This window comes from Kitasatospora sp. CMC57 (genome assembly GCF_045866025.2).
In the GTDB taxonomy this organism is placed as follows: Bacteria; Actinomycetota; Actinomycetes; order Streptomycetales; family Streptomycetaceae; genus Kitasatospora.
The window spans coordinates 3,543,770-3,555,826 of sequence record NZ_AP035881.2 but is presented as its reverse complement, the minus strand read 5'-3'; the positions used below and the strand labels follow the sequence as shown (position 1 = coordinate 3,555,826).

Sequence of the window (12,057 nt, the reverse complement as noted above, 5' to 3'; positions counted from 1 at the left end):
CAACTTCTCTTCTCTGGTGGGCGCGACGCGCCCAGTCCCACCGCACGCACCCGAGGGCGGCGGCGAGTTCAGCGCTCCGTCAGGAACGCCCCGGGCGGTCGTGCGGTGGCCTCGGCGGGTCAGGAGACCCGGCCTCCTGGCCACGGCCGTCCGAAGTACTGGTGTCACCGGAGGCGGCGCCGGGGCGCCCGGTCCGGTTGGCCCGCTCGGTCTCGATCAGCTCGTTGAGCCAGCGGACCTCGCGCTCCACCGATTCCAGACCGTGCCGCTGCAGTTCGAGCGTGTAGTCGTCGAACCGCTCCCTGGTGCGCGCGATCGAGCTGCGCATCCGCTCCAGCCGCTCCTCGAGCCGGCTCCGGCGCCCTTCCAGGACGCGCATCCGCACCGCCCGGTCGGTCTGACCGAAGAAGGCGAAGTGCACCCCGAAGTGCTCGTCCTCCCAGGCGTCAGGACCGGAGTCGGCGAGCAGCTCCTCGAAGCGCTGCTTGCCCTCGGCGGACAGCCGGTAGACGATCTTCGATCGCTTGCCGTTGAGCGCGGTGGCGGGGACGTACTCGGTGTCCGGGTTGTCCTCGACCAGGAAACCCTGGGCCACCAGGCTCTTCAGGCAGGGGTAGAGCGTGCCGTAGGAGAACGCGCGGAACGAGCCGAGCAGGACGTTGAGCCGCTTGCGGAGCTCGTAGCCGTGCATCGGGGCGTCGTGCAACAGGCCGAGGACGGCGAACTCCAGGACTCCCGAGCGCCTGCTCACTGCCGTTCCGCCTCCCTCCGCCGGTATGCCCGTGCGTTATGTCGCTCCGATGTATCGGCTCGATATATCGAGAACAGTAAACCTGGGTCACGGAACGGGCAAGAGCGACTCGGGTGAATGTGATCACAGGATGTCCCAGGTGCGGAGCTGAGCCCCCGTCAAGGGCTGACCGGGGGCAGGTTGGCAACGGGCATGTAATGATCTGGTGCCGTTATGCGGCTATTGATACCTGATGACCGATTAGTAGTGATTTATAGCTGCGTACTCTGTCGCGTGTGCACGGGCTGTCGGCCGTGCGCGAGGACCGAGGAGTGGCTGGAAGATGAGCGAACACCGCCGGAGGTCGTCCACCCCGGACGGCGAGGACCCGTCGGGCCACCAGGCCGACGACGGACGCCCGTACGCCTACGGCAGCCCGCCGGAGGGCGCGCCCTCGTACGCCGCTGGCGGCGGACGCCCCTCGGGAGGCCGGCCCACCGGCCAGCAGCCCCGGCTGACCCGGGCCGAGATGCGCAGGCAGCAGGCCAACCGCAGCGGCGGCGGCAACGCCCGCCGGGGTGCGGCCGCTCCCGGCGCGCCCCCGGTGGGACGGAACGGGAAGCCGGCCAAGAAGCGGTTCATCGACTACCCGCGCTTCGGCAAGACCGGCTTCCGGCGCTGGATCCCGTCCTGGAAGCTGCAGTTGAGCGTCTTCCTGCTGTTCTTCGGCGCCGGTGTGGGTGCGGTCGGCATCGCCTACGCGATGACGCCGATCCCCGACGTGAACAAGGTCGTGGAGAGCCAGAACAACATCTACTACTGGGCCGACGGCAGTGAGATGACCCGTCAGGGCGACACCAACCGACAGGTGGTCCAGCTCGGCGACATCAGCAAGGACCTCCAGGACGCCGCCATCTCGACCGAGAACGCGTCGTTCTGGGACGACAGTGGCATCGACCCCAAGGGCATCGCCCGGGCCGTCTACAACATGGCCACCGGCGGCGAGACCCAGGGCGGCTCGACCATCACCCAGCAGTACGTCAAGAACGCCTACCTGAGTCAGGACCAGACCCTCAGCCGGAAGGTCCGGGAGCTCTTCATCACCCTCAAGGTGAACCAGGAGGAGGGCAAGCCCGCGATCCTCACCGGCTACCTGAACACCAGCTGGTTCGGCCGCGGCGCCACCGGCGCCCAGGCCGCCGCCCAGGCGTACTACGGGGTGAACGCCAAGGACCTCAACCTCTGCCAGAGCGCGTTGCTGGCCGGTCTGCTCAAGGGCGCCGCGCTGTACGACCCGGCCACCAGCCCGGCCAACCACGAGCGGGCGGTCAAGCGCTGGAACGAGGTGCTGGACCGGATGGTCACCACCGGCGCCATCACCAAGGAGAAGCGGGCCGGCTGTGCCACCTTCCCCGAGCCGATCACCAAGAAGCCCCCGGCCAGCATGAACGGCCAGGTCAGCTACATGGTCGAGCTGGCCAACAAGTACGTGATGAGCAAGGACAAGACCATCACCGAGGCCGCCCTCGCCAAGGGCGGCTACCAGATCCACACCACCTTCCAGAAGGACAAGGTGGACGCGCTGAAGAAGGCGGTCGACGACTTCCAGGCCGACACGCTGAAGCCGGACAAGCGCAAGGAGGACACCTTCGTCCAGATCGGTGCGGCCTCGGTGCTGCCGAACGACGGTGCGATCGTGGCGATCTACGGCGGCCCCGGCGTCGAGCTGGGCCACCACACCAACAACGCCGACACCCTCGGTATCCCGGTCGGCTCGACCTTCAAGCCCTTCGTGCTGGCCGCCGCGATGCAGTACGGCGTGCAGACCGAGACCGGCAATGACGGCAAGCCGAAGCGGATCAACGCGGACAGCCGCTACCTGGCCGACGACAAGTCCGAGATCCACAAGCCGGACGGGTCCCCGGTGATCGGCGACGACGGCAAGCCGTACCACCAGAAGAACAGCGGGAAGGCGATGCCGGGCTACGTCTCGCTCAGGGAAGCGATGCGCAACTCGTACAACGTTCCCTTCGTGCAGCTCGGCCAGGACGTCGGCACCAAGGTGGTGGGCACCCTGGCGGAGCAGATGGGCCTGCGCCACGACAGCCTGGCCGACTCCTCGACCACCACCTTCCCGCTCGGCACCTCCACCCCCAGTGCGATCCGGATGGCGTCGGCCTACTCGGTGTTCGCGGCCCGGGGCCAGCAGACCGACCCGTACTCGGTCAGCAAGGTGGTCCGCGAGGGCGTCGAGCTGAAGGCCTTCGCCAAGCCGACCCCCAAGCCGGTGCTGGAGGAGGCGGTCGCGGACAACGTCACCGACGTGCTGACGACCGTGGCCAAGAGCGGTACCGGTGAGAAGACCAACGCGCTCGGCCGGCCGATCGCGGGCAAGACCGGCACCACCGACAAGGGCCTGTCGGCCTGGTGGGTCGGCTACACCCCCTCGCTGGTCACCTCGGTCGGCATGTGGCGGGAGGAGCCGGGCAAGCCCGGTCTGATCTCGCTGGACGGCACCGCCGGCAAGGACGAGGTGCACGGTGGTGACTTCCCGACCGACGTCTTCGTCCGCTACATGAAGATCATCATGAACGGTCAGCCGAAGGAACCCTTCCCGAAGCCGGCCGAGATCGGCGAGCAGGTCGACTCCTCGGGCGCCCCGGCCACTGCCTCGGCCTCCGCCTCGGCGACCGCGACCACGCCGGTGCCCGACCCGACCACCATCGCGCCGCCGACCCCGACGCTCAGCCCGAGCGCGCCGGCCACGCCGACCGCCACCCCGAGCGCCACCGAGTCCTGCCTGATCCCGGCGTTCTGCCCGAGCGGCTCGCCGTCGCCGACCAGGACCAAGCCGACCAAGCCGAGCGGTTCGGCGTCTGCGAGTCCCTCACCCGATCCGGCGGCCAACACCACTCCCTGACCGGCCCGGCCCCGGCAGCACCAGGTGGCGGTCCTCCTCCGGGAGGGCCGCCACCGGCGCGTTCCGATTCGGTGGGCGGGGGCAGCTCCTCCCGGGCGGACCGGTGCGGCATCATGTCCGCCATGACGTCGAGCGCTCGGGACGAGAACGGCAGCACGGCCACGGTGCCGGTGGACGAAGAGGCGGCCCCGCTGCCGAACACGGTGGTCGTCCCCGCGGACGAGGACCCGGTCTCCGCGGCGGGCAGTGAACTGTTCGGCGGCCCGCCGGGACGCCGGGCCCTGCTCGGCGTCAACTGGTGGATCCCGGCCCGCTTCCTGGCCGTCGCGGTGATCGTGGTCTGCGTGCTCGGCATGATCCAGAAGCTGCCCTGCTACGACGGCGGCTGGTTCCGCGGCGCCACCACCCAGTACACCCACGCCTGTTACAGCGACATCCCGCACCTGTACACCTGGCGCGGCTTCGCCAGCGGGCTGACCCCGTACATCGACATGCTGCCGCAGCCGAGCCCGGACATGCAGTACCTCGAATACCCCGTGCTGACCGGCCTGTTCATGCAGGTGGCCGCCTGGCTGACCCCCGGCGGGGGTTCGACCGAGACCCGCGAGCAGCTGTTCTGGCTGGTCAACGCCGGGATGCTGACGGTCTGCGCGGTGGTCACCGTGGTCGCGCTCACCCGGACTCACCGCCGCCGCCCCTGGGACGCGCTGCTGTTCGCGCTGGCACCCGCGCTGGCCCTCAACTTCACCATCAACTGGGACCTGTTGGCGGTCGCCTTCTGCGCCGTCGCGATGGCCTACTGGTCCGGCCGTCGCCCGGTCTGGGCCGGTGTCTTCATCGGCCTGGCCACTGCGGCCAAGCTCTACCCGCTGCTCCTGCTCGGCCCGCTGCTGGTGCTCTGCTGGCGGGCCGGCCGCTGGCGGGCCTTCTGGGCGGCCACCGGCGGTGCGGTCGGCGCCTGGCTGCTGGTCAACCTGCCGGTGATGGCGGCCAACTGGAAGGGCTGGGCCACCTTCTACACCTTCAGCCAGACCCGCAAGGAGGACTTCGGCTCGTTCTGGCTGATCCTCATGCAGGACCGCGGCAAGCAGCTGGAGACCCTGAACACCTGGATCGCCGGCCTGCTGATCCTGAGCTGCCTGGGGATCTGCTGGCTCGCGCTCTCCGCGCCGCGCCGCCCGCGCTTCGCCCAGCTGGCCTTCCTGGTGGTGGCGGCGTTCATCCTGACCAACAAGGTCTACTCACCGCAGTACGTGCTCTGGCTGATCCCGCTCGCCGCGCTGGCCCGGCCGCGCTGGCGGGACTTCCTTATCTGGCAGGCCTGCGAGGTGCTGTACTTCCTCGGCGTCTGGTCCTACCTGGCCTTCACCGGTGACTCCAAGCAGCACGGCATCGGCCAGGACTGGTACCACCTGGCGATCGTGCTCCACCTGCTCGGCACGCTGTACCTGTGCTACCTGGTGGTCCGCGACATCCTCCGCCCGGAGCTGGACCCGGTGCGCTGGGACGGCAGTGACGACCCGTCGGGCGGCGTGCTGGACCACGCGCCGGACGTCTTCGTGCTCGGCGGGGCCCGTCGGCTGCGCGAGGAGCGCAGCTACGAGGAGTACCGGCTCGCCGAGGACGCCGAGTGGCTGCCCGAGCAGAGCCAGATCCGGAACGACTAGGTCCTGTCCGGGCGATCTTGTCGGATCAGCGTGCGGCGTCGGGCGCCCGGCTGGGCGTGCGGCCGGAACGGCCTCGTACTGGGTCGTACTTGGGCGTTCCGGCCGTGCGTCCAGCCGGGATGATCCGGCGTTGCACGTCCGGCAAGATCGCCCGGACAGGGCCTAGCCGTCCGGCTGAGCTCAGCCGTCCACCACCCGGTCGAAGTGCGTCGTGGTGTGCCGGGTGTTCAGCGCCAGCTCGTCGCCGATCACCGGCGGCTTGCCGCCGACGGGCAGGAACAGGATGCTCACCTGCATGTGCGGCGGCTCGGCGAACCAGAGCTGTCTGCCGGTCCAGGCGTACGGCGAGAGCGTGCGGTTGACGGTCGCAAGCCCCGCTCTGGCCAGGCCCTTGGCCCGGGGCACCATTCCGTGCACGTACTTGGGGGCCTCCAGGCCCACCCCGTGCGCGGTGCCGCCGGAGACCACCAGCAGGTGACCGTCCGAGGGCGCCCGGTGCTGGCGGTAGCCGTACCGGTCGCCCCTGCCGACCGGTGTGACGTCCATGACGGTGGCCCTGGCCTGGAGCGCGGCCGGGTCGCCGAGCCAGAGCCGAGTGCCGATCCGGGAGCGGAAGACGGTGGCCGGGTACCGCCGCGCCAGCCGGGCCAGGTCGGCCGAGCCCAGATGGCTCAGGTAGACCGTGCCGGTCGGCAGCCCGGCCGCCGCGATCGCGTCCACCCACTCCGCCACCTCGGCCACCGGGTCGGAACGGTCCGGACGGTCCAGCGGGAGGTGCAGTGCGAAGCCCTCCACACCGAGCCCCTCGGTGGGCAGGTGCGCCAGGTCACCGGGCGCGATGCCGTGCCGCCGCATCGAGGTCATGCATTCCACCACCACCCGGGAGCCGGCCGGCAGCGCGCGGGCCGCCTCCAGGTGCGCCACCGTGCGGATCACCCCGAGCGGCAGCGGCTCCTCACCGGTCCGGTACGGGGTGAGCACCAGCAGCTCGCCGTCGAAGACCCCGGCCGCCGCCCGGGCCTCGTCGGCGGTGCCGACCGCCAGCAACCCGGTGCCGAGCCGGTTCGCCTCCTCGGCCAGCCGGGCGTTGCCGACCCCGTAGCCGTTGCCCTTGGCCACCGGCACCAGGCCGGGGAACTCGGCCAGCACGGACTGCTGATGGGCCCGCCACCGGGCGGTGTCCAGGTACAGCGACAGGGTCATCGGCTTCTCTCCCCGGGGAGTGACGGTCGGTCAGCGGCGGGACATGTAGATGTCCAGGGCCTTGTGCAGCAGCTTGTTGAGCGGGAAGTCCCACTCGCCGACGTACTCGGCGGCCTGGCCGCCGGTGCCGACCTTGAACTGGATCAGCCCGAACAGGTGGTCGTCCTCGTCCAGCGTGTCGCTGATCCCGCGCAGGTCGTAGATGCTCCCGCCGAGCGCGTACGAGTCCCGGATCATCCGCCACTGGATCGCGTTCGACGGCTTGACCTCGCGCTTGTGGTTGGCCGAGGCGCCGTAGGAGTACCAGACGTGCTCACCGACCGTCAGCATCGTGGTGGCCGCCAGCGGCTCGCCCTCGTGGTACGCCAGGTAGAGCCGCATCCGGTTCGGGTCCTCGGCGGTCAGCGCCGTCCACATCCGCTGGAAGTACGAGAGCGGACGGGGCGTGAAGTGGTCCCGCTCGGCGGTCACCACGTACAACCTGTGGAAGACCGCGAGGTCCTCGTAGCCGCCCTGGACCACCTCGACGCCGCTCTTCTCGGCCTTCTTGATGTTCCGACGCCAGAGCTGGTTGAAGCCCTTCTGGACGTCGTCCAGCGAGCGGTCGGCCAGCGGGACCTGGAACACGTACCTCGGCTGTACGTCACCGAAGCCCGCGCCGCCGTCCTCGCCCTGCAGCCATCCGGACTTGCGCAGCCGCTCGGCCAGTTCGAAGGCGCGCGGCTCGTACCAGTCGGGCTCCAGGTCGCGGAGGCGCTTGGCGTGCTTCTCGGCGATCGCGTCCTTGATGGTGGGCGCGTTCCACCGGCGGATCACGACCGGGGGGCCCATCTTCACCGAGAAGGCGCCCTGCGACCTGAGGTGCGCCAGCATCGGGTCGAGCCACCGGCCGAGATCCGGGTCGAACCAGTCGATCACCGGGCCTTCGGGCAGGTAGGCCAGGTAGCGCTTCAGCTTGGGCAGCTGGCGGTAGAGCACCAGCCCGGCCCCGACCAGCTGGTCGCTCGCGTCGAGCCAGCCGATGCTCTCGGTGCGCCACTCGGACTTGACGTCGCCCCAGGACGGCACCTGCATGTGGCTGGCCGACGGGCGCGTCCTGATGAACGCCAGGTGTTCGTCGCGGGTGATCGTCCTCAGGCGCAGGCTCATGCTGGGGTGCTCCTTCTGGGTCGGCCGGTCCAGGGTGACCCTATCGCCCGAATGGTCCGTTTCTGGCCCGGCTGCCCGGGGTCGCCGGAGGGCATGGTGGCGCCCCCGTCGCAGCTGTGTACAGGTATGTACGGGACGGGGGCGCCGGAGGTTACGCCTGGCGCGGGCTCGTCTTCGACGAGTCAGCGCGCGGGGTCGGTCACGCGCCCCCGAGGAGACCCCCATGGGCCATCCCCAGGTAGAACCCGACCGCGGCCATGCCCAGGGACACCATCAGCACGAACCGCTCCGCCGTGGTGACCGAGATGAACTGGCCCCAGAGGGCGGCGATGATGCCGACCAGCCCGGCCCAGGCACTGATGACGTGCAGGTTGTGGAAGAACGCCGTGGTGAAGGCCAGCAGGCCGAACACGGCGGCGACGCCGACCAGCGTGTTCTCGCGCGGATGCCGGTGGCCGTCGGTGTTGAGGGTGAACGGCGGAGTACGGCGGACGGTCTGAGCCATGGAGCCCACCTCCTGGTGGAAGAGCCGTTCTGTCCAGATTGCGGCGATTGGGTGATGGATCACAACCCGTGCGCATTTTGTTGGTCCGTACGGGTGCGGGTAGGCTGTGCGGTCTGCACTGGTGTAGTTGTGCCCCCGTCTGCCCTTCACCGGGCTGGGAGCCGGTTGTCAGTGCCGAGGGCTACGTTCTCGGTACGGCGCCACGCACCGGTGCCGACGCTGCACAACCCTCCTGCCACGGAGAGACCGTGGCCGCTGAGTCCAAAGGAGGTGGGTTACCCATGCGTCACTACGAGCTGATGCTCATCCTCGACCCTTCGGTCGAGGAGCGCGCTGTCGCCCCGCTGATCGAGAACTTCCTCAACGTTGTCCGCACCGGTGGCGGCAAGGTCGAGAAGATCGACACCTGGGGTCGTCGTCGCCTGGCGTACGAGATCAACAAGCAGTCCGAGGGCATCTACTCGGTCATCGACCTCAAGGCCACGCCTGAGGTCGTCAAGGAGCTCGACCGCCAGCTCAGCCTGAGCGAGTCGGTTCTGCGGACCAAGGTCCTGCGCCCGGACACCCACTGAGCCACTTCCTGACGCCCTAGGCGTCAGGTGGGCTCACGTCCGTTGTTTCACGTGAAACAGCGGACGAGCACCGCAGAACTTCTTTCCGAGAGGTCACCATCCATGGCAGGCGAGACCGTCATCACCCTCGTCGGCAATCTCGTCGACGACCCCGAGCTGCGCTTCACCCCGTCGGGTGCGGCGGTCGCGAAGTTCCGTATCGCGTCCACCCCGCGCACCTTCGACCGTCAGACCAACGAGTGGAAGGACGGCGAGAGCCTCTTCCTCACGTGCAACGTCTGGCGTCAGCCGGCGGAGAACGTGGCCGAGTCGCTGCAGCGCGGCATGCGCGTGATCGTGCAGGGCCGACTGCGCCAGCGGTCTTACGAGACCAAGGAAGGCGAGAAGCGGACGGTCTTCGAGGTCGAGGTCGACGAGGTCGGTCCCAGCCTGCGTTCGGCGACCGCCAAGGTCACCCGCGCCAACCGCTCCGGCGGTCCTGGCGGCGGTGGTGGCTTCGGCGGCGGCGGCCAGCAGGCTGGCGGCGGCCAGGGCGGTTCCTGGGGCGGCTCCGGCGGCAACCAGGGCGGCGGCAACTGGGGTGGAAGCTCCAGTGGCGGCCAGTCCGCTCCGTCCGACGACCCGTGGGCTTCCAGCGCTCCGGCCCCTGGTGGTAACCAGGGTGGCGGCGGCGGTTGGGGTGCCCCGGCCGGTGGCGGCTTCTCGGAAGAGCCCCCGTTCTAAAGCGGTGCGTACCGGGCTGTCAGAAGCCCGGTCATGCTGACAGATTTCGTAATCACAGGAGCACATGATGGCGAAGCCGCCTGCTCGCAAGCCTAAGAAGAAGGTTTGCGTCTTCTGCAAGGACAAGGTCAACTACGTTGACTACAAGGACACGAACTTGCTCCGCAAGTTCATCTCCGACCGCGGGAAGATCCGCGCCCGCCGGGTCACCGGCAACTGCACCCAGCACCAGCGTGACGTCGCCACGGCCGTGAAGAACAGCCGTGAGATGGCGCTGCTGCCCTACACCTCCACCACGCGCTAAGAGAGGGTGACCGAAGAATGAAGATCATCCTCACTCACGAGGTCCCCGGCCTCGGCAGTGCCGGTGAGGTCGTCGAGGTCAAGGACGGCTACGCCCGCAACTTCCTGGTCCCGCGTGGCTTCGCCATCCGCTGGACCAAGGGCGGCCAGAAGGACGTGGACGCGATCCGTCGCGCCCGCAAGATCCACTCGATCCAGACCCTCGAGGCCGCCACTGCGGTCAAGGGGCAGCTCGAGGGCCTTCAGGTCCAGCTGGCCGTTCGCTCCGGCGACGCCGGCCGCCTCTTCGGCTCGGTGACCCAGGCCGACGTCGTGGCTGCCGTCAAGGCTGCCGGCGGCCCGGCCGTGGACAAGCGCGCTGTCGCGATCGGCTCGCCGATCAAGACCGTGGGCACCCACAAGGTCTCGGTCAAGCTGCACGCCGACGTCCAGGCCAACCTCGACGTCGCCGTCGTCGCTGCCTGAGCCACGCTGTAGTACGAACGGCCCGGTACCCCCTTGGGGGAGCCGGGCCGTTCGGCGTTCCCGTCCGGTGTTCCCCGTCTTCGCGTCCCGGGTCAGCTGCGGACCGCGCCGGTGACCAGCCAGGCCCCGGTCCTGACCCGGAGGCAGAGGAACGCGGCGCGGCACAGCATGAACAGGTTCATCGCCCACCAGAGCGCCGCCAGACCGCCGCCCAGCGCCGGGACCAGCAGGGCCACCGGGGTGAACACCACGAAGGTGGCGAGGCCCGCCCAAGCCAGGTACCGGCCGTCCCCTGCGCCCATCAGCACTCCGTCCAGCACGAACACCACCCCGGCCACCGGCTCGGTCAGCGCCACCAGCAGCAGGACATCCGAGAGCTGCTGCCGGACCACCGAATCGGCGCTGAACAGCGGTACGTACAGCGGTCGGGTCAGCACCAGAAGCAGTCCGAGCAGCACGCCCACCAGCAGGCCCCACTCGATCATCCGGCGGGTGGCCGCTCGGGTGCCGGGCACGTCGGCGGCGCCCAGGTAGCGGCCGATGATGGCCTGCCCGGCGATCGCGATCGCGTCCAGGACGAAGGCCAGGAACACCCAGATGGTCATGGCGATCTGATGGGCCGCCACCTCCACGTCGCCGAGCGTCGCGGCCACCGCCGTGGCCACCATCAGCACCCCGCGCAGGCTGAGCGTACGGACCAGCAGCGGACCGCCGGCCCTGGCACAGGCCCGGATGCCGCGCGGATCGGGCCGCAGCCCGGCCCCCTCTCTGCGGGCACCCCGGACCACCACCAGCACGTACACCGCGGCCATCCCGGTCTGCGCCAGCACGGTGCCCCAGGCCGAACCGGCCACGCCGAGACCGGCGCCGTACACCAGGCCGAGGTTCAGCAGCAGGTTGGCCGCGAAGCCGGCCACCGCGACCCGGAGCGGGGTCCGGGTGTCCTGCAGTCCGCGCAGCACGCCGGTGGCGGCCAGCACCAGCAGCACCGCCGGTATGCCGAGGGCGCTGATCCGCAGGTACGTGACGGCGTACGGGGCGGCGGTCGCCGAGGCGCCGAGCGCGTCCACCGCCTGCGGGGCGAACGGGACGGTGAGCGCCACGACGCCGACCGACAGCAGCAGCGCCAGCCAGATGCCGTCGATGCCCTGCTGCACCGCGGCCCGGCGGTCACCCGCGCCGATCCGGCGGGCCACTGCGGCGGTGGTGGCGTACGCCAGGAAGACGAACACGCCGGTCACGGTGGAGAGGACCGCGCTGGCGATGCCGAGACCGGCCAGCTGGGCGGTGCCGAGGTGGCCGACGATGGCGGAGTCGGCCATCAGGAAGAGCGGTTCGGCGACCAGGGCGCCGAACGCGGGGACCGCCAGGGCGAGGATCTCCCGGTCGTGTCGGCGGCGGGTGACGGCGGCGGGTTTCATTCGGTAAGGCTACTCATCCACAGGTAATGACTGCAAGAGGCATTGATCTCTTACTCGAAGCAGCGAGCGACTGGTCGGGGGAAGCCGTCGGGCCGCCGTCCGGGCGGTGGTGTGAAGTATTTCTCATGCACAGCCGAGGGGTGGCGTCGTCGCAGGTCACGGCTGGTGTGATGAACACCTGTGCGGGTTGTCCACAGCGGGGTCCACAGGGTTGTGCACAGGATTGCGGGAGTTCTCCACAGGTATGGGCCCGTCGTCCACATGCCCTGTGGATAACCATCTTGGCCGATCGGCACCCGGCACCTTAGCGTTGGTCGCTCTCGGGCGATTTGTCGGTGCGGTGGCGTAAGAAGGAGGACCACCCCACTCCCTCCGCCTGGCAACAACTCGCACCACTCG

The 12,057-nt window shown here is 69.6% G+C and carries 11 protein-coding genes; 6 read left to right on the top strand and 5 right to left on the bottom strand.

Annotation, left to right across the window (positions count from 1 at the left end):
- Positions 1 to 79 precede the first annotated feature (79 nt).
- Complete coding sequence (locus ACKUU6_RS15690; protein WP_407989158.1) at positions 80 to 751, bottom strand: PadR family transcriptional regulator; 672 nt, start codon at positions 749 to 751, stop codon at positions 80 to 82.
- Between the two features lie 322 nt (positions 752 to 1,073).
- Between ACKUU6_RS15690 and ACKUU6_RS15685 the strand changes: the two genes are divergently transcribed.
- Together ACKUU6_RS15685 and ACKUU6_RS15680 are read left to right on the top strand one after the other, a co-directional pair.
- Positions 1,074 to 3,650 (top strand): transglycosylase domain-containing protein, encoded by a 2,577-nt coding sequence (locus ACKUU6_RS15685; RefSeq protein ID WP_407989157.1) that lies wholly within the window; start codon positions 1,074 to 1,076, stop codon positions 3,648 to 3,650.
- A gap of 122 nt (positions 3,651 to 3,772) precedes the next feature.
- Positions 3,773 to 5,317, top strand: coding sequence for a glycosyltransferase family 87 protein (locus ACKUU6_RS15680; RefSeq protein ID WP_407989156.1), 1,545 nt, complete (start codon positions 3,773 to 3,775; stop codon positions 5,315 to 5,317).
- Positions 5,318 to 5,497: 180 nt separating this feature from the next.
- Here ACKUU6_RS15680 and ACKUU6_RS15675 read toward each other — a convergent pair whose 3' ends face one another.
- The 3 genes from ACKUU6_RS15675 to ACKUU6_RS15665 form a co-directional block, all read right to left on the bottom strand.
- Positions 5,498 to 6,520, bottom strand: a complete 1,023-nt coding sequence (locus ACKUU6_RS15675) for an alanine racemase (protein WP_407989155.1) — start codon at positions 6,518 to 6,520, stop codon at positions 5,498 to 5,500.
- 30 nt (positions 6,521 to 6,550) lie between these two features.
- Positions 6,551 to 7,669: a lipid II:glycine glycyltransferase FemX gene (locus ACKUU6_RS15670; RefSeq protein ID WP_407989154.1), complete on the bottom strand. Its 1,119-nt coding sequence runs from the start codon at positions 7,667 to 7,669 to the stop codon at positions 6,551 to 6,553.
- A gap of 199 nt (positions 7,670 to 7,868) precedes the next feature.
- A complete protein-coding gene (locus tag ACKUU6_RS15665; protein WP_407989153.1) occupies positions 7,869 to 8,174 on the bottom strand; it encodes a hypothetical protein in 306 nt (101 codons plus the stop codon).
- A gap of 281 nt (positions 8,175 to 8,455) precedes the next feature.
- Here ACKUU6_RS15665 and rpsF point away from each other — a divergent pair, with 281 nt between their 5' ends.
- The 4 genes from rpsF to rplI all read left to right on the top strand — a co-directional run bounded on the left by rpsF (position 8,456) and on the right by rplI (position 10,237).
- Complete coding sequence (rpsF, locus tag ACKUU6_RS15660) at positions 8,456 to 8,746, top strand: 30S ribosomal protein S6 (protein ID WP_057228543.1); 291 nt, start codon at positions 8,456 to 8,458, stop codon at positions 8,744 to 8,746.
- A gap of 102 nt (positions 8,747 to 8,848) precedes the next feature.
- The gene (locus ACKUU6_RS15655) at positions 8,849 to 9,469 is read left to right on the top strand and encodes a single-stranded DNA-binding protein (protein WP_407989152.1); all 621 of its coding nucleotides are present in this window, start codon (positions 8,849 to 8,851) and stop codon (positions 9,467 to 9,469) included.
- A gap of 67 nt (positions 9,470 to 9,536) precedes the next feature.
- Entirely contained in the window at positions 9,537 to 9,773 is a 237-nt protein-coding gene (rpsR, locus tag ACKUU6_RS15650) for a 30S ribosomal protein S18 (protein ID WP_030270170.1), read from the top strand.
- Positions 9,774 to 9,790: 17 nt separating this feature from the next.
- Positions 9,791 to 10,237, top strand: a complete 447-nt coding sequence (gene rplI / locus ACKUU6_RS15645; protein WP_407989151.1) for a 50S ribosomal protein L9 — start codon at positions 9,791 to 9,793, stop codon at positions 10,235 to 10,237.
- Between the two features lie 92 nt (positions 10,238 to 10,329).
- On the opposite strand, the gene ACKUU6_RS15640 is transcribed toward rplI, so the two are convergent.
- Positions 10,330 to 11,658, bottom strand: coding sequence for an MATE family efflux transporter (locus ACKUU6_RS15640; RefSeq protein WP_407989150.1), 1,329 nt, complete (start codon positions 11,656 to 11,658; stop codon positions 10,330 to 10,332).
- Positions 11,659 to 12,057 lie beyond the last annotated feature (399 nt).